Genomic DNA, 16544 nt, shown 5'->3' with positions numbered 1-16544 from the left:
ATGCAGTTCCTTCTCGCGTTCATCGTCGTCGTCCCGCTCATCGGCGCCGTGGCCGCCCTGCTCCCGGCCCCGCCGGGACTGAAGGGCACCGGCCCCGACCAGGCCGTGCTCCGCCACGGCGTGACCGTGACCGGCGCGGTCCTCGTCGCCGCGATCGCGCTCGCCGCGGGCTTCGACCACGACCACCCGTCGAAGATGCAGGCCACCACCGACATCAGCTGGATCCCGGCGCTCGACGTCCGCATCCATCTCGGCATCGACGGCATCTCGCTCCCCCTTCTCGTACTGACCGCGCTGCTGACCTTCCTCTGCGCGCTGTACAGCTACTTCAAAATGCCCGAGGGCCCCTCCCCGAGGGCCTTCGTCGCACTCCTGCTCGTCCTGGAGTCCGGCACCCTCGCGACCTTCGCCGTCCTCGACCTGCTGCTGTTCTTCCTGGCGTTCGAGATGGTGCTCATCCCGATGTACTTCCTCATCGCCCGCTGGGGCGGTGCGAGGAAGCAGGCCGCCGCCTGGAAGTTCATCCTCTACACACTGCTCGGCTCGGTCGTCATGCTGCTGGGCCTGCTCCTCATCGGACTGAAGAGCGGCACCTTCGACATGGTGGCACTCGCCACTGACAACGGCCGTGGGCTCACCTCGTCCGTGCAGGTCATCGCCGTTCTGGCGATCGGCATCGGGCTCGCCGTGAAGACCCCGATGTGGCCCCTGCACAGCTGGCTGCCGGACGCCCACACCGCGGCCCCGACCGTCGGCTCGGTCCTGCTCGCGGGCGTCCTGCTGAAGATGGGCACGTACGGATTCGTCCGCATCCTGCTCCCCATCACCCCCGACGGGATGCACACCTTCGCGCCGTACCTCGCCGCCTTCGCGGTCGTCGGCATCATCTACGGATCGCTGGCCTGCCTGGCGCTGGTCCGCCCCGGCTCCAAGGGCGACCTCAAACGCCTGATCGCGTACTCCTCCGTCGGCCACATGGGCTTCGTGCTCCTCGGCATCGCGAGCATGACGCCCACCGGAGTCAACGGCGCGCTCTTCGCCAACATCGCCCACGGCCTCATCACCGGCCTGCTGTTCTTCCTGGTCGGCGCGGTCAAGGACCGGTACGGCACCGCCGACCTCGACACCCTCTCCGGAGTCACCGGAGCCGCGCTCTACGGCCGGGCCCCCCGCCTCGGCGGCCTCCTGGCCTTCGCCGCCGTCGCCTCCCTGGGACTGCCGGGGCTCGCCGGATTCTGGGGCGAGATGCTCGCCCTGTTCGGCTCCTTCGACCCGGCCGACGGCCTCAGCCGCCCGGCCTTCCTCACCTTCATGTCGATCGCCGCGTTCGGCACCCTGCTCACCGCCGCGTACATGCTCATGGTGGTACGCCGGGTCTGCATGGGTGAGAAGCGCGAAGAGCCGCAGCTCGCCGATGTCCAGACATACGAATTCGCCGCCTGGACCCCGCTCGTCGCCCTCACCGTCCTCGCCGGTCTGTGGCCCGCCGTCCTCCTCGGCCTCACCGACCCGGCCGTGCAGAAGCTTCTCGCAGGAGGCAAGTCGTGACCACAGCCGTCCTCACCCCGGGCGTCGTCACCACCGCGGCCGAGAACACCACCAGCCTCATCCAGTCCGTCGACTGGCTCGCGATCGCACCCCCGGTCGTCGTCGCGGCCATGGCCCTGGTCGTCCTGGTCACCGACCTCTTCCTGCCCGAACAGCGCAAGCCGCTCCTCGGCGCGCTGACCATCGGCGGGCTCGTCGCCGCCCTGGCCCTCCTCGTCCCGCTGCGCGCCGGCGACCGCTCCACCTTCTGCCTCAACGCTGCGGCCACCGGATCCGGCGGCGCCGGTGCCTGCAGCTACACCGCCGACCACTTCGCCCTGGTCATCCAGGCCCTCGTGCTCGGCGGCGCCCTGCTCACCGCCCTGCTCTCGCTCGGTGACACCCGCAAACTCCCCGCCGGCGAGTTCTGGTTCCTGCTGCTGTCCTCCGCGTCCGGCGCCGCACTCCTGCCCGCCGCCCGCGACCTCGCCACCCTCGTCGTCGCCCTCGAAGTCGCCTCGCTGCCCGCGTTCGCCCTCGTCGGCATCAAGCGCGGCGACCGGCGGTCCTCCGAGGCGGCCCTGAAGTTCTTCCTGTCCTCCGTCGTCGCGACCGCCGTCATGCTGCTCGGCGTCAGCTTCGTGTACGCGGCCACCGGCACCCTGCACCTCACCGAGATCGCCGCCCGGCTCGACGACGTACCCGGTCAGCTCGACACCCTCGCCAAGGCGGGCGTCGCCCTCACCCTGGTCGGCTTCGCGTTCAAGACCGCCGCCGCGCCCTTCCACTTCTGGGTGCCCGACACCTACATCGGCGCCCCCCTGCCGATCGCCGCCTACCTCTCGGTCGTCGGCAAGGCGGTCGGCTTCTCCGGCCTCATCCTCGTCACCGTGATCGCGTTCCCGGCGTACGCCGATGTCTGGGGACCGGCCCTCGCCGTCCTCGCCGCGCTCACCATGACGATCGGCAACGTCGCCGCCCTGCGCCAGAACGCCGGCCGGGCCCGCAGCGCCGTACGGCTGCTCGCATGGTCGTCCGTCGCCCAGGCCGGCTACCTCCTGGTGCCGATCGCCGCCGCCGCGTACTCCAGCGACGAGCACATCGGCTCCACCGTCGCGTACGCCCTCATGTACGCCGTCGTGAACCTCGGGGCCTTCGCCGTCGCCGCCCTGGTCGCCCGTACCAGCCCCGGCAACCGGCTCACCGACTACCGCGGGCTGTACGCCACCCGCCCCCTCGCCGCCCTGGCGATGGCCTTCTTCCTGCTCTGCCTGGCCGGCCTGCCGCCCGGCATCATCGGCCTCTTCGCCAAGGTCACGGTCTTCTCCGCGGCCGTCGACGCCGGACTCGGCTGGCTCGCCGTCGTCATGGCCGTCAACGTCGTGATCGCGCTCTACTACTACCTCCAGTGGACCGCGACGCTCTTCCGCGCCCCGGAGGAGTCCACGGCAGCGGCCCCCGGCGAAGCCCCGGCACAGCCGCGCGACGAGACCCGTCCGGAGGCGGCCGCACCCGCTTCCACCAGGCATCGCGTCCCGGCCTCCCTCACCGTCGCGATCGCACTCACCGCCGTGGCCGGCGTGGTGCTCTCGGGTGCTCCGCAGACCGTCCTCCGGTTCGCCGCCGTCAATCTCTTCTGACATACCGAAGATCGGTTTGCCCGGAACGGCCCGTACAGGGCAAGGTCTTGCCCGCACACCCCCCACACGTAGGCAATTCCAGAGGAGCAAGAGCAGTGCTGAACGGGTTCAAGGACTTCATCCTGCGCGGAAACGTCATCTCCATGGCCATCGGGCTGGCCGTCGGAGCGGCGTTCACCGCAGTCGTCACCGGATTCAGCACGGCCTTCATCACCCCGCTGATCGGCCTCGCCACCGGTTCCGTCGGTGACTTCAGCTCGGCGGAGTTCTCGGTCGAGGGCACCATCTTCCCGTACGGGAAGTTCCTCGCCGCCGCCATCGCGTTCCTGATCACCGCCGCCGTTCTCTACTTCTGCGTCGTCGTGCCCATGGCGAAGGTCCAGGCCCGCTTCACCAAGGCGGAGAAGGTCGACATCAAGGCCACCCTGCGCGACTGCCCCCGCTGCTTCACCGAGATCCCGGCCATCGCCTCCCGCTGCGCCCACTGCACCAGCGAGATCAAGCCGGACCCCGCGGCCCTCGAAGTCGCCGGACTCCCCGCCCAGCGCTGAGTCACGCCGGGGCGGACCGGCACACGTACAGCCACTGACCCGTACGGCCCAGAGCCTGATCCGGCCACAAGCGCCGGACAGGCCCGGGCCTGCGGCGGTGCGCACAAGGGAACTAGCTCCTCTCGCCTGGCGTTGACCGGTACAGGAGGCTCCACTGGGGGAGTGGAGACCACCAAGCAAAGGGTTCCCCTGCCGCACCACTTGGAGGGCGTACCGTGCACCGCCGGCACAACGGGCTGAGAACCGCCGTACTCCTCGGGGGCCTGTCCGCACTCATCATCGTCATCGGAAGCTTCTTCGGACGTACGGGCCTGATCGTCGCGCTCCTCGTGGCCGTCGGTACCAACGCCTACGCGTACTGGAACAGCGACAAGCTGGCGCTCCGGGCCATGCGGGCCCGCCCCGTCAGCGAATTCGAGGCGCCACAGCTCTACCGCATGGTCCGCGAGCTCTCCACCGCTGCCCGCCAGCCCATGCCACGGCTCTACATCTCCCCGACGCAGGCCCCCAACGCCTTCGCCACCGGCCGCAACCCGCGCAACGCCGCGGTCTGCTGCACGGACGGCATCCTGCAGATCCTGGACGAGCGGGAGCTGCGCGGTGTCCTGGGACACGAGCTGAGCCATGTCTACAACCGGGACATCCTGATCTCGTCCGTCGCCGGGGCGCTCGCCTCCGTCGTCATGTTCCTGGTCAACTTCGCCTGGCTGATCCCGGTGGGCCGGTCCAACGACGACGACGGGCCGGGCATCTTCGGGATGCTGATGATCATGATCCTCGGCCCGATCGCGGCCTCCGTCATCCAGCTGGCCGTCAGCCGCTCCCGCGAATACGAGGCGGACGCCTCCGGCGCCCAGCTGACCGGTGACCCGCTGGCTCTGGCCAGTGCCCTGCGCAAGCTCGATGCAGGAACGAAACAGCTGCCGCTGCCACCGGAGCCGAGGATCGAGACCGCGAGCCACATGATGATCGCGAATCCGTTCCGCCCCGGCCAGGGCATGTCCAAGCTGTTCTCGACGCATCCGCCGATGGCGGAGCGCATCGCCCGGCTGGAGCAGATGGCCGGCCCCCGGTCCTGAGGCCGTCCGCTCCCGGGGCCTCCGGTCTCCGGGGCCTCCTGCTTCGGGAGCCGGGGCCGGGAGCCGGGAGCCGGAGGCCCCTCGGTGCGGTGTCCCTCAGCGGGCTCCGAAGGCCTCGTCGCTCGGGACGATCTCGCGGCCCAGCGGCATGAGCGAGATCGGGATCATCTTCAGGTTCGCCCAGCCGAAGGGGATCCCGATGATCGACACGAACAGCGGGATGCTGGTGATCAGGTGCCCCAGTGCCAGCCACCAGCCGGCGAAGACGAGCCAGATCACATTGCCGACGCAGGAGGGCGCCCCCGCGTCGGGCCGCTCCACGGTCGTCCGCCCGAACGGCCACAGCACGTAACCGGCGATTCTGAGAGAAGCGATACCGAACGGGATCGTCACGATCAGCACGAAGCAGATGATCGCGGCGAGGAGGTAGCCCAGGGCCATCCAGAATCCGCAGAACACCACCCACAGGATGTTCAGGATCAGCTGTATGAGCTTCATGGTCACTCGCCTTCCGGGGGTGTTGCCCGTCATCGCCCTGCATGGTCAGTATCAGCCCTGGTCACGGACAGGAGTAACCGGAGCGGGCCCATGGAGTGACCGGGGGCACCGGCGGACCGCCCGCCCCTTTCGGCCCCGCCCCACCGTCAGTGCCGTCATTCACCATGAACGCAGGAACGGCACCGAGCAGTTGCTCGCGGCCCTGCGCAAGTCCGCGCGCACAGCCCGTTCACAGGCCCCGCAGGCAACCGCCCGACGGGCACGGGCGTCTTGGATTCCAGGAACGAGTGACGGGTAGGTTCGCACGCATGAGCATTATCGGATGGATCATTCTCGGACTGGTGGCCGGAGTCATCGCCAAGGTTCTGCTGCCCGGCCGCGACCCGGGCGGCCTGATCGGCACCACCCTCATCGGTATCGTCGGCGCCTTCCTCGGTGGCTGGATATCGTCGCGCTTCCTCGACCGCCCCATATCCAACGACTTCTTCGACATGGCCACCTGGGTCGCCGCCATCGGCGGTTCACTGGTCCTGCTGATCGCCTACCGACTGCTGTTCGGGAACTCCCGCGAACGCCGCTGACGCCCGCCCGTACCCGAGGTGCCCAACCCGGTCTCGCGCAGGGTCAGATTGAGCCGGCCACGGCTCATCCCCGTCGCGGGATCGGCGGTACCGGGGCAGATCCTCGGCACGCCGTGGAACGCGAGCCGCGACGGCCCGCCGAAGACGAACAGATCGCCGGAGGCCAACTCCACATCCGTGTAGGGCCTTCCACGGTTCTCCGTGTTCCCGAAGCGGAAGACACAGGTATCGCCGATGCTCAGCGACACCACCGGCGCGCCGGACCGCTCCTCCTTGTCCTGGTGCATGCCCATGCGCGCCGCCCCGTCGTAGAAGTTGACCAGCGCGGTGTCCGGCGCGTACGTCCGCACCGGGCTCTCGTCCCCGTACGCCGCCACCAGCGCCTCGCGGCCCAATTCGGCCAGCCAGTCGGGGAATTCGGCCACCCGCGCCCCGTTCACATCGTCGGCCGTGCGCGAATAGCGGTACGGCTGCCAGTGCCACCCCACACAGACCGTCTGTACGGACATCACGCCGCCGCCCGGCAGGACCGTGTGCCGCAGCGGCACCGGCCCGCGCGCCCACTTCCGGCAGGCCGCCACCAAATCCCGCTGCCGCTCCGGCGACAGCCACTCGGGCACATGGACGGCCCCCGGCGCGACGACGGCACGAGGCCTCGGGAAGAGTCCGGACATCTCAGCGCACCGCCGAGGCGCCTTCCAGTCGCAGCAGCCGCTCCTTGCGCTCCAGGCCGCCCGCGTAACCCCGCAGCGCCCCGTCCGAGCCGATCACCCGATGGCACGGCCGCACGACCAGCAGCGGATTGCGCCCGATCGCCGTCCCCACGGCCCGTACGCCGGCCCCCGGGGTACCGACGCGTTCGGCGATCTGTCCGTACGACACGGTCTCCCCGTAGGGGACGGTGTCCAGGGCGGTCCACACCCGGCGCTGGAAGTCGGTGCCCACGCCGTCCGCGTACTCGATGTCGAAGCGGGTCAGCCGGCCCGCGAAGTAATCCCGCAGCTGAGCGGCGATCCCCGTGAACGCCTCCGGTGCGCGGACCCATCCGTCCTGGACGACCGCGGCGCCCTTCTGACCGGGCAGCGAGAGCGAGGCGAGTGCCACCCCGCCGGTGGTCTCCTCGCCGGCCAGCAGCAGTTCACCCAGCGGGCTGTCGACCGTTGCGTACATGGTCATGACTCGTCCCTTTCCTGCGTGTCATGCCGGTATTCGACCGGATCGTCGCCCGACATGGACAAGTCTGCGTTCCCCGCGCCGCCATGACCGGCGGTTTTCGGACACCACACCCCCGGGTGCGGAGCGGTGCGTCCCGCTCCGCACTCCGGCGAAGGGCGGGACCTACCGGTAATTCACGAACTGCACGGCGAAGTCGAAGTCCTGGCCCTTCAGCAGCGCCTGTACGGCCTGCAGGTCGTCCCGGCTCTTCGAGCTGACCCGCAGCTCATCGCCCTGGACCTGGGCCTTGACGCCCTTCGGGCCCTCATCGCGAATGATCTTCGCCACCTTCTTGGCGTTCTCCTGGGAGATGCCCTCCTCGATCGTGGCGAAGATCTTGTACTCCTTGCCGGACAGCTGCGGCTCGCCCGCGTCCAGCGACTTCAGCGAGATGCCCCGCTTGATCAGCTTGGACTGGAAGATGTCGAGGATCGCCTTGACCCGCTCCTCGCCGTTCGCCTCCATGAGGATCTTCTCGCCGGACCAGGAGATCGAGGCGCCGGTGCCCTTGAAGTCGTAACGCTGCGAGATTTCCTTGGCGGCCTGGTTGAGGGCGTTGTCGACCTCCTGCCGCTCGACCTTCGAGACGATGTCGAAACTGGAGTCGGCCATGACGTGTGGCTCCTTGTATCGGGGGTTCGGGAACGCGGTGCATAAGGGCGGCAACGGGCCTGACGGCCCCGCGACGCCGATCAAAGCCTAGCCACCCGCGCCCGATCGGGCCGCTGATCAATCCGGTGGCGAAGCACCCCCGGGCATCGGGTATCGTTTACGTCGTTGCCACGGAGCGCCGCCGAAAAGCGGTTCTCGAAGGCAGCAATCCCCGGCGGTGTGCCCGAGTGGCCAAAGGGAGCAGACTGTAAATCTGCCGGCTCAGCCTACCCAGGTTCGAACCCTGGCGCCGCCACATGGTAAGGCCCCTGTCTCAGGACAGGGGCCTTCTTTGTTTTCCGCTGCGAGGGACGTGGACATGGAATCCGTACTGGTCAGCGCCTGCCTGCAGGGCGTGCCCTGCCGCTTCGACGGCCGCGGAAAAGGCTCCGGCGCGGTGACCGCGGCCATCGGCGACCGCCGCCCCGTGGCCTTCTGCCCCGAGGTCTCCGCCGGGCTGCCCACCCCGCGCCGACCCGCCGAGATCGTCGGCGGCGACGGCCATGACGTGCTCGACGGCCGGGCCCGGGTCGTCGACGACACCGGGCACGACGTGACGGACGAGTTCGTGGACGGCGCAGAACGGGCGCTGGCGGCCGCGCGCCGGACCGGATGCACCGAGGCGCTGCTGATGGCGCGCAGCCCTTCCTGCGGGCGCGGAACGGTCTATGACGGTACGTTCACCGGCGCACTCCGCGAGGGTGACGGCGTCACCGCCGCGCTGCTGGAACGCAACGGCATCACCGTCCGCCCGGCACCGCGCGACTGACCCGAAACATCCGCGTACGGCCGTACGCCCGAACTGACCGGGCGTACGGCCGTACGCCCGGTCAGTTCCCCGCGATGTCCTTCACCGCGACCGCCACCGGCACGTTCCCGGAGATGAGTTCCAGCGTCAGACCCGCCGTCGCCGGGGTCTCCAGCAGCTCCAGCAGCGCCGCCGCCACGTCGTCGCGCGGCACCGGACCACGACCGGTCGACGCGGTCAGCAGGACCGTCCCCGTGCCCGCGTCGTTCGTCAGCATGCCGGGGCGCAGGATCGTCCAGTCGAGCCCGGTCCTGGAGCGCACGTACGCGTCCGCCGCCCCCTTGGCCCGCAGATACGCGTCGAAGACCTCGTCGCCCGGGTGGTCGGGGTCGGCACCCATCGACGAGACGACGACATAGCGCCGTACGCCCGCCAGTTCGGCGGCGTCGGCGAACAGCACCGCCGCCCCGCGATCCACCGTCTCCTTGCGTTCCGTGCCGCTGCCGGGGCCCGCGCCGGCCGCGAAGACCACCGCGTCGGCGCCGCGCAGCACCTCGGCCACCTCCTGCGCGGAGGAGGATTCGAGATCCAGGACCACCGGCTCGGCACCCACGTCCCGGAGGTCCTTGACCTGGTCCGGGTTGCGGATGACGCCGACGGCCTCGTGCCCGCGCGCGGTGAGCAGCCGCTCCAACCGCAGCGCGATCTGACCATGTCCACCTGCGATGACAATGCGCATGGTCACGACCGTACGCCGCGGCGGGCCGACGCGCTCAGGGCCCGCCGCAGGAACCGGAATCCGGTCTCCCCTGGTGGGGCAGACCGAGGGCGACGACGGTCTCGGAGCCGCAGAAATCGCGCACCGCGCTCGTCCGTGCCACCACCCGGCCGCGATGCACCACGATCCGGCTGCAGGGGAGCGAGAGCACCCCCGGCAGCTGCTCCCCGCGCACGGCGAGCAGCTCGGCGGGGAAGCCCGCCTCGACCCTGACCGCGGGCAGCCCCATCGCCGTCCTGGCGACCGAGGACACCGCCTCGTACGCCTCCGCGGCCGGCAGCCCGTGCTGCGAGGCCAGCAGGTAGGCGGCCTCCAGCGGATCACCGCGGCCCACGGGGTTCGCGAAGTCCTGCAGTGCCCCGCTGCCCGCCGCGACCCGCACCCCGGCCGACCGCAGCAGCCGTACGGGGGTGGTGCCCCGGCCCTCCACGCCGCAGCAGCCGCCCTGGGGGAGGCAGATCACCGTCACCCCGGCCGCGGCGAGCTGGTCGGCGGCGCGGGCCGCGGCCTGCAGGGGAAGCCGGGAGAGGCCCGCGCACGGGCCGAGGGCGACGCCGGGCCGCAGCCCTCCGGCCATGGCGGCCAGCCGGCCGAGCCGGGCCGGATCGTCGCTGTCCGTGTGCAGGTCGACGGGGCAGCCCTGCTCGGCGGCGACCTCCAGCACGGCCTCCGCGTATCCCGCCGGGTCCGGATCGAGGTCCGGGCAGCCGCCGACCGCGCCGGCCCCCATCTTCACCGCGTCGCGCAGCATGGCCAGGTTGCCCGCGCCCGCGACGCCGGTGAGCAGCCGGGGCACCGCGACCGGGGTCAGGTCGGCCAGTCCGCGCAGCGAACGGGACGCCTGCAGTACGGCTTCGAGCGGGGCGAGGCCCTGTACGTCCCCGATCCGCACGTGCGAGCGCAGCGCGGTGGCGCCGTGGCCGAGCTGGAGCAGGGCGGCCTCGGTGGCGCGGCGCCGGATGTCCTCCGGGCGGTCCGACGCAGGGCCCGGGATGCCGGGGCCCGCACCGTCGGCGGTGAGCGCGGTGTCGCTGTGGGCGTGGGGTTCGACGGGGGACGGGAGCAGCAGATAGCCGCGCAGGTCCAGCTGCGGACCGGGTGCGGTCAGACTGCCCGCCGTGCCGACGGCCTCGATGCGGCCGCCGCCGAGCCGTACGTCGACGACGCGGCCGTCGGTGAGACGGGCGCCGCAGAGCACCAGGCCGGCCGGGGCGGCGCTGTCGGGCCGGTCGGTCGCACCGGCCGCGTCGGCGGCATGGTCGTCCGGCTGCCACGGCTGGCTGTCGGGCATCGCGCTCCTGGGAATGGGGACAAGATCACGCAGAGTGAGTCGAGCCTAGGGGCGTGTTCGGCCCGGTTCGAGGAGGAGCGGAATAGTCGTACCGGTGTGGCCCTGGGGATGCGTGGGGCGGGTGCGTACACCCGTGACGGCGGTGCCCCCCGGGGAGAACGAGGCGCTGCTCAGGCGGCCGGCGGGCGGTCGCGGGGGCTCTCGATCAAGGGATCGGCGGGGCGTCGATCAAGGGCTCCGGATGGGGGCCCGAAACGGATTTGGGCGATCGGCGAGGGACCGTGTAATGTCTTCATCGCTCGCCCCAATAGCTCAGTCGGTAGAGCGTCTCCATGGTAAGGAGAAGGTCTGCGGTTCGATTCCGCATTGGGGCTCTGGTGATCGGGAAACCCCGCTTCGGCGGGGGGACTCGTCATCAAAGCGGTGTAGCTCAGTCGGTAGAGCAAGCGGCTCATAATCGCTGTGTCACCGGTTCAAGTCCGGTCACCGCTACTTACGGTAGCCGATTGTGGGGTCGGTCCTTCGATCGGCTACTCTTTTTTGCGTTCATCCGTCCATCCGTCCGTCCAAGGAGCACTCACGTGGCTGCCACCGACGTCCGCCCGAAGATCACGCTGGCCTGCGTGGAGTGCAAGGAGCGGAACTACATCACCAAGAAGAACCGGCGTAACAACCCGGACCGTCTTGAGATGAAGAAGCACTGCCCGCGCTGCAACTCGCACACTGCGCACCGCGAAACGCGCTGAAACAGGCTCGTACACGAGGCCGTCCCCATTGGGGGCGGCCTCGTGTCGTTGTATGAAGGCTGTCCTTCGGCCTGTTCATCATTTCTTCGGCCTGTTCATCTTTCATCAGGAGGTAGCGAGCCCATGGCGCTCGACCAGTCCTTCGTGGGGCGGACCTATCCGCCCACCCCGCCGTACGAGGTCGGCCGGGAGAAGATCCGCGAGTTCGCCGAGGCGGTGGGCGACCCGAATCCGGCGTACGTCGACCCCGAGGCCGCCAAGGCGCTCGGCCACAGCGATGTGATCGCGCCGCCGACGTTCGTCTTCTCCATCACGTTCAAGGCGGCCGGGCAGGTGATCCACGACCCGCAGCTGGGTCTGGACTACAGCCGGGTGGTGCACGGCGACCAGAAGTTCGCCTATGCGCGTCCCGTGCGGGCGGGGGACCGGCTGACGGTCACCTCGACGATCGAGGCCATCAAGTCCCTGGCGGGCAACGACATCCTGGACGTCCGTGGCGAGGTCCACGACGAGTCCGGTGAGCATGTCGTGACCGCGTGGACGAAGCTGGTGGCGCGCGCCGCCGAGGAGGCGTGATGACGGCGAAGGTCGCATACGAGTCGGTCGAGGTCGGTACGGAGCTGCCGGCGCAGTCCTTCCGGGTGACCCGGGCGACGCTGGTGCAGTACGCGGGCGCTTCCGGCGACTTCAACCCGATCCACTGGAACGAGAAGTTCGCCCGCGAGGTCGGCCTGCCGGACGTGATCGCGCACGGCATGTTCACCATGGCCGAGGCGATCCGCGTGGTCACGGACTGGGTCGGTGACCCGGGTGCGGTCGTCGAGTACGGGGTGCGGTTCACCAAGCCGGTCGTCGTGCCGAACGACGACGACGGCGCCGTGATCGAGGTCAGCGCCAAGGTGGCCGCCCTGCTGGACGACAAGCAGGTGCGGGTGGACCTGACGGCCATGAACGAGGGCAAGAAGGTGCTGGGCATGTCCCGTGCCGTGGTGCGGCTCGGCTGAGGCCGCGCCGCGCGGCAGGGACGAGGGGCACGGTCCACGGGGCCGCGCCCCTCATCCGTGTCCGCGGACCGATTGGCCAAGTGGGTGCCGCGCTGACCTCCGGCTTCGTGCACCACGGCTTCCGCGCGAAGCGCCCCATGCCGCCCATGCGGCTCTTCCGGGACCGCGCGTTCTTCGGGATCAACATGGCGAGCATGCTGATGTTCCTGGGCATGTCCGGGTCGATCTTCCTGCTCAGCCAGTACGTCCAGGGCGTGCTCAGCCAGTACGTCCAGGGCGTGCTGGGCCACTCGCCCACCGAGGCCGGACCGCGGAACAGGGCATCGCCTCCGGAGCCGACAACGCCCTGCGCGAGGCCGACGGAGCTCTCGGGATCGCCGTGCTCGCCACGGTCTTCTCCTCGCAGGGCGGCTTCGAATCCGCGCAGTCATTCACGGACGGGATCCTTCCGGCGGTGTGGATCGGCTCCGGCGTGGTGGCGCCGGCCGCCCTCGCCGCCCTGCTGATCCCGGGGCCGCCGCAGCACCCCGGCCCCGGAGCCGGCGGTGGCCGAGAGGTTCATCCGGACCCACCGCCTGAGCCGCGGTTCCGCGCGTACGGTCCGTGCCCCGCCCGAGCAGTGGGGGCGCGGACCGTACCCTTGTCCCCGTGCAGGAACTCCATGACGCCCCCCTCGCCCCCCTGACCACCTTCCGGCTGGGCGGCCCCGCCACCCGCCTCCTCACGGCGACGAGCGACGCCGAGGTGATCGAAGCCGTGCGCGAGGCGGACGGGAGCGGCACCCCGCTGCTCGTCATCGGCGGCGGCAGCAACCTGGTCATCGGCGACAAGGGCTTCGACGGCACCGCCCTGCGCATCGCGACCAAGGGCTTCGCGCTGGACGGCACGACGCTGGAGCTCGCCGCCGGCGAGATCTGGACGGACGCCGTGGCCCGCACCGTCGAAGCCGGTCTCGCGGGCATCGAGTGCCTGGCCGGAATCCCGGGCTCCGCGGGCGCGACCCCGATCCAGAACGTCGGCGCGTACGGCCAGGAAGTCTCCTCCACCATCACGGAGGTCGTCGCTTACGACCGGCACACCGAGGAAACGGTCACCATCCCGAACGCCGAGTGCGCGTTCTCGTACCGGCACAGTCGTTTCAAGGCCGAACCCGACCGTTTCGTGGTGCTGCGGGTCCGCTTCGAGCTGGAGGACGCGGGCGGTCTGTCCGCGCCGCTGAAGTACGCCGAGACGGCCCGCACCATGGGCGTCGAACAGGGCGAGCGGGTGCCCGCGGCGGCCGCCCGCGAAACGGTGCTCGGGCTCCGCGCAGGCAAGGGCATGGTGCTGGACCCGGAGGACCACGACACCTGGTCGGCCGGCTCCTTCTTCACCAACCCGATCCTGACGGAGGCGGAGTACGAGGCGTTCCTCGCCCGCGCCGCGGACCGGCTGGGCCCGGAGACGACGCCCCCCGCCTTCCCCGCGGACGGGGGACGCGTCAAGACCTCCGCGGCCTGGCTCATCGACAAGGCCGGTTTCACCAAGGGATACGGCGCCGGAGCGGCCCGCATCTCCACCAAGCACACCCTCGCACTCACCAACCGCGGCGAGGCGACCACCGAGGACCTCCTCGCACTCGCCCGGGAGGTCGTCGCCGGAGTCCGCGAGGCATTCGGCGTCACGCTCGTCAACGAACCGGTGACGGTCGGCGTGAGCCTGTAGGCAGGGCAGGGCAGGGCAGGGCAGGCCCGCTCAGTACGCCACGCCCACGCCCTGCTTCACCGACGCCGGGTCGTCGATCAGCGCCAGCATCGCGTGCGCCACATCGGCCCGTGAGATGGTCCGGCCGCTGCGCGGAGTGCTGCCTACGGCTGTCCGGTACTTCCCCGTCAGCGGCCCGTCGGTGAGCTTCGGCGGCCGTACGGACGTCCAGTCCGTCGCGCTCCGGGCCAGCGCGGCCTCCATCAGCGTCAGGTCCGCGTAGACCTCCTTGAGGATCGCCCCGACCACCTTGCGGACCAGCCGGTCCACCGGCGGGTCGTGGGTCGGCCGGGGGCCGACCGGGGCCGCGCTGACCACCAGCAGCCGCCGCACCCCCTCCGCCTCCATCGCCGCCAGTACCGACCCGGTGAGCCGCTCGGCGACCCCGTCCGCCTTCCGGCCGCGCGAGCCGAGCGCGGAGAGCACCGCGTCCCGGCCCGCGACCGCCTCGCGCAGCGCCTCCGGGTCGTCCATGCGCGCGGCGGTGTGGACCCGTACGTCGGAGAGCGGGACAGGCAGCCGCGCCGGGTCGCGGACCACCGCCGTGACCTCGTGGCCCGCCGCCAGCGCCTGGCGGACGATCTCCTGACCGACGCCGCCCGTGGCGCCGAACACCGTGATCCTCATTGCGCACCCTCCCAGGGTGAGTAAGTATTCACTCACCCATAGAGTGAGTGGATACTCACCACATCGTCAAGCTTCGTCGGAGTACGCATGGAGCAGAAGCCGGCCCGCGTCCGCATCATCGACGCCGCCCATCAGCTGATGCTCACCATCGGCCTGGCCCGCGCCACCACCAAGGAGATCGCCAGAGCCGCGGGCTGCTCCGAGGCAGCGCTCTACAAGCACTTCGCGAGCAAGGAAGAGCTGTTCGTCACCGTGCTCAAGGAACGGCTGCCCAGGCTCAACCCACTGCTGAAGCAGCTCATCGCGTCCCCGGGTTCGGGGGAGCGGACCGTCGAGCAGAACCTCACCGAGATCGCCCGCCGGGCCGCGCTCTTCTACGAGCAGAGCTTCCCGATCGCCGCCTCGCTGTACGCCGAGCCCAGGCTCAAGGAACGCCACAACGAGGCGATGCGGGAGCTCGGCACCGGCCCGGACATGCCCATCAGGGGCCTGGACGCCTATCTGCGCTCCGAACAGGCGGCCGGCCGGGTTCGGGCCGACGCGGACACCTACGCGGCCGCGTCGCTGCTGCTGGGAGCCTGCGCGCAACGCGCCTTCGCCTACGAGGCCGCGGCGGGCGGAGAACCGCCGCAGCCCCTCGACGAGTTCGCCGCGTCCCTGGCGAGCACGCTGATGCGCGGCGTCGGCGCGTAGACCGGAGACCTACCCCGCGGGCTTCGCCAGCCAGTCGTCGACGCCCGCCAGGAGCCGCGCCCGCACCGGGGCGGGCGCGGCGGAGCCCCGTACCGACTGCCGGGCCAGTTCGGCCAGCTCATCGTCCGTGAACGCGTGGTGGCGCCGCACCAGGTCGTACTGCGCGGCGAGCCGGGAACCGAAGAGCAGCGGATCGTCCGCGCCCAGCGCCATCGGCACCCCGGCCTCGAACAGCGCGCGCAGGGGGACGTCGGCGGGCTTCTCGTAGACGCCCAGTGCCACGTTGGACGCCGGGCAGACCTCGCAGGTCACCTGGCGCTCGGCCAGCGTGCGCAGCAGCCGGGGATCCTCGGCGGCCCGTACGCCGTGCCCGATCCGGGCCGCGTCGAGGTCGTCCACGCAGTCCCGGACGCTGGAGGGGCCGGACAGCTCGCCGCCGTGCGGCGCCGCCAGCAGACCGCCCTCGCGGGCGATGGCGAAGGCCCGGTCGAAGTCCCGGGCCATCCCGCGGCGCTCGTCGTTGGAGAGCCCGAAGCCGACCACGCCCCGGTCCGCGTACCGCACCGCGAGCCGGGCGAGCGTCCGGGCGTCCAGCGGATGCTTCATCCGGTTCGCCGCGATCACCACCCGGATCGGCAGCCCCGTGTCGCGGGACGCGCTGTCCACCGCGTCCAGGATGATCTCGATCGCCGGGATCAGCCCGCCGAGCAGCGGCGCGTACGAGGTGGGGTCGACCTGGATCTCCAGCCAGCCCGAGCCGTCCGCGACGTCCTCCTGGGCCGTCTCGCGCACCAGCCGCTGAATGTCCTCGGGGGACCTGAGACAGGACCGGGCGATGTCGTAGAGCCGCTGGAAGCGGAACCATCCGCGCTCGTCCGTGGCCCGCAGTTTCGGCGGCTCGCCGCCGGTCAGGGCATCCGGCAGGTGCACGCCGTACTTGTCGGCGAGTTCGAGCAGGGTCGTCGGCCGCATCGACCCGGTGAAATGCAGGTGCAGGTGGGCCTTGGGCAACAGCCGTACATCACGCTCCATTCCAAGATCCTGCCGCACACCCGGGGTCGAGCGGTAGCCGCTTTCCCCATCGAGTTGACCCCCGAACGCGCGAGCGACCCCCCGGCCCCGGGTGGCAGGGGTTGCCGGGGTACGGGCCGATCCACGCGTCCTTCTCCAGG

General features: G+C 70.8%; 19 protein-coding genes and 3 tRNA genes. 14 read left to right on the top strand and 8 right to left on the bottom strand.

The window, feature by feature from the left end:
- The 4 genes from ACFVH0_RS37825 to htpX all read left to right on the top strand — a co-directional run bounded on the left by ACFVH0_RS37825 (position 1) and on the right by htpX (position 4797).
- Complete coding sequence (locus ACFVH0_RS37825; RefSeq protein ID WP_385827837.1) at positions 1-1548, top strand: NuoM family protein; 1548 nt, start codon at positions 1-3, stop codon at positions 1546-1548.
- Positions 1549-1658: 110 nt separating this feature from the next.
- Positions 1659-3167: an NADH-quinone oxidoreductase subunit N gene (locus ACFVH0_RS37820; protein ID WP_385827856.1), complete on the top strand. Its 1509-nt coding sequence runs from the start codon at positions 1659-1661 to the stop codon at positions 3165-3167.
- Positions 3168-3262: 95 nt separating this feature from the next.
- Positions 3263-3718, top strand: a complete 456-nt coding sequence (locus ACFVH0_RS37815; RefSeq protein ID WP_385827835.1) for an MscL family protein — start codon at positions 3263-3265, stop codon at positions 3716-3718.
- A 215-nt stretch (positions 3719-3933) separates the two neighbouring features.
- The gene (htpX, locus tag ACFVH0_RS37810) at positions 3934-4797 is read left to right on the top strand and encodes a zinc metalloprotease HtpX (RefSeq protein ID WP_342286080.1); all 864 of its coding nucleotides are present in this window, start codon (positions 3934-3936) and stop codon (positions 4795-4797) included.
- Positions 4798-4893: 96 nt separating this feature from the next.
- On the opposite strand, the gene ACFVH0_RS37805 is transcribed toward htpX, so the two are convergent.
- On the bottom strand, positions 4894-5295 hold the full coding sequence (locus ACFVH0_RS37805) for a YccF domain-containing protein (RefSeq protein ID WP_266621377.1): 402 nt from the start codon (positions 5293-5295) through the stop codon (positions 4894-4896).
- Positions 5296-5603: 308 nt separating this feature from the next.
- On the opposite strand from ACFVH0_RS37805, the gene ACFVH0_RS37800 reads away from it, so the two are divergent.
- Positions 5604-5876, top strand: coding sequence for a GlsB/YeaQ/YmgE family stress response membrane protein (locus tag ACFVH0_RS37800; RefSeq protein WP_329818592.1), 273 nt, complete (start codon positions 5604-5606; stop codon positions 5874-5876).
- Here the strand turns inward: ACFVH0_RS37800 and ACFVH0_RS37795 are convergent.
- The 3 genes from ACFVH0_RS37795 to ACFVH0_RS37785 form a co-directional block, all read right to left on the bottom strand.
- Positions 5837-6550 (bottom strand): alpha-ketoglutarate-dependent dioxygenase AlkB family protein, encoded by a 714-nt coding sequence (locus tag ACFVH0_RS37795; RefSeq protein WP_385827832.1) that lies wholly within the window; start codon positions 6548-6550, stop codon positions 5837-5839. The two genes, ACFVH0_RS37800 and ACFVH0_RS37795, sit on opposite strands and share 40 nt — an antisense overlap.
- Before the next feature lies 1 nt (position 6551).
- On the bottom strand, positions 6552-7052 hold the full coding sequence (locus ACFVH0_RS37790) for a methylated-DNA--[protein]-cysteine S-methyltransferase (RefSeq protein ID WP_385827830.1): 501 nt from the start codon (positions 7050-7052) through the stop codon (positions 6552-6554).
- Between the two features lie 162 nt (positions 7053-7214).
- Positions 7215-7703 carry a YajQ family cyclic di-GMP-binding protein gene (locus ACFVH0_RS37785; protein WP_030926258.1) on the bottom strand — a complete coding sequence of 163 codons (489 nt, stop codon included), beginning with the start codon at positions 7701-7703 and terminating at the stop codon, positions 7215-7217.
- A 213-nt stretch (positions 7704-7916) separates the two neighbouring features.
- Here ACFVH0_RS37785 and ACFVH0_RS37780 point away from each other — a divergent pair.
- Together ACFVH0_RS37780 and ACFVH0_RS37775 are read left to right on the top strand one after the other, a co-directional pair.
- Positions 7917-7998 (top strand) — tRNA-Tyr (locus ACFVH0_RS37780).
- Between the two features lie 63 nt (positions 7999-8061).
- Positions 8062-8511 (top strand): DUF523 domain-containing protein, encoded by a 450-nt coding sequence (locus ACFVH0_RS37775; protein WP_385827828.1) that lies wholly within the window; start codon positions 8062-8064, stop codon positions 8509-8511.
- 61 nt (positions 8512-8572) lie between these two features.
- On the opposite strand, the gene ACFVH0_RS37770 is transcribed toward ACFVH0_RS37775, so the two are convergent.
- Both ACFVH0_RS37770 and ACFVH0_RS37765 read right to left on the bottom strand, forming a co-directional pair.
- Positions 8573-9229 carry an SDR family oxidoreductase gene (locus ACFVH0_RS37770; protein WP_385827826.1) on the bottom strand — a complete coding sequence of 219 codons (657 nt, stop codon included), beginning with the start codon at positions 9227-9229 and terminating at the stop codon, positions 8573-8575.
- 34 nt (positions 9230-9263) lie between these two features.
- A complete protein-coding gene (locus ACFVH0_RS37765) occupies positions 9264-10559 on the bottom strand; it encodes an amidohydrolase family protein (protein WP_385827824.1) in 1296 nt (431 codons plus the stop codon).
- A gap of 301 nt (positions 10560-10860) precedes the next feature.
- Here ACFVH0_RS37765 and ACFVH0_RS37760 point away from each other — a divergent pair.
- The 6 genes from ACFVH0_RS37760 (at position 10861) to ACFVH0_RS37735 (ending at position 14013) form a co-directional block, all read left to right on the top strand.
- A tRNA-Thr gene (locus ACFVH0_RS37760) sits at positions 10861-10933 on the top strand.
- Positions 10934-10978: 45 nt separating this feature from the next.
- Positions 10979-11051 (top strand) — tRNA-Met (locus tag ACFVH0_RS37755).
- 89 nt (positions 11052-11140) lie between these two features.
- On the top strand, positions 11141-11305 hold the full coding sequence (gene rpmG, locus ACFVH0_RS37750; protein ID WP_003956487.1) for a 50S ribosomal protein L33: 165 nt from the start codon (positions 11141-11143) through the stop codon (positions 11303-11305).
- A 123-nt stretch (positions 11306-11428) separates the two neighbouring features.
- Complete coding sequence (locus ACFVH0_RS37745) at positions 11429-11881, top strand: MaoC family dehydratase N-terminal domain-containing protein (protein WP_266913391.1); 453 nt, start codon at positions 11429-11431, stop codon at positions 11879-11881.
- The gene (locus ACFVH0_RS37740) at positions 11881-12309 is read left to right on the top strand and encodes a MaoC family dehydratase (protein ID WP_385827822.1); all 429 of its coding nucleotides are present in this window, start codon (positions 11881-11883) and stop codon (positions 12307-12309) included. The genes ACFVH0_RS37745 and ACFVH0_RS37740 overlap by 1 nt, the downstream gene beginning before the upstream one ends.
- Positions 12310-12957: 648 nt before the next feature.
- Entirely contained in the window at positions 12958-14013 is a 1056-nt protein-coding gene (locus ACFVH0_RS37735) for a UDP-N-acetylmuramate dehydrogenase (protein ID WP_385827820.1), read from the top strand.
- Between the two features lie 30 nt (positions 14014-14043).
- Here ACFVH0_RS37735 and ACFVH0_RS37730 read toward each other — a convergent pair whose 3' ends face one another.
- The gene (locus ACFVH0_RS37730; RefSeq protein WP_385827818.1) at positions 14044-14679 is read right to left on the bottom strand and encodes an NAD(P)-dependent oxidoreductase; all 636 of its coding nucleotides are present in this window, start codon (positions 14677-14679) and stop codon (positions 14044-14046) included.
- 87 nt (positions 14680-14766) lie between these two features.
- Between ACFVH0_RS37730 and ACFVH0_RS37725 the strand changes: the two genes are divergently transcribed.
- Positions 14767-15372, top strand: a complete 606-nt coding sequence (locus tag ACFVH0_RS37725; RefSeq protein WP_385827817.1) for a TetR/AcrR family transcriptional regulator — start codon at positions 14767-14769, stop codon at positions 15370-15372.
- A gap of 9 nt (positions 15373-15381) precedes the next feature.
- Here the strand turns inward: ACFVH0_RS37725 and ACFVH0_RS37720 are convergent, their stop codons facing one another.
- Positions 15382-16404: an adenosine deaminase gene (locus ACFVH0_RS37720; protein ID WP_385827815.1), complete on the bottom strand. Its 1023-nt coding sequence runs from the start codon at positions 16402-16404 to the stop codon at positions 15382-15384.
- Between the last annotated feature and the right edge of the window lie 140 nt (positions 16405-16544).

It is taken from the genome of Streptomyces sp. NPDC127117, assembly GCF_042677325.1.
Classification (GTDB): domain Bacteria; phylum Actinomycetota; class Actinomycetes; order Streptomycetales; family Streptomycetaceae; genus Streptomyces.
The sequence above is the reverse complement of the archived record's forward strand: the minus strand, read 5'-3'. Positions and strand labels throughout refer to the sequence as shown.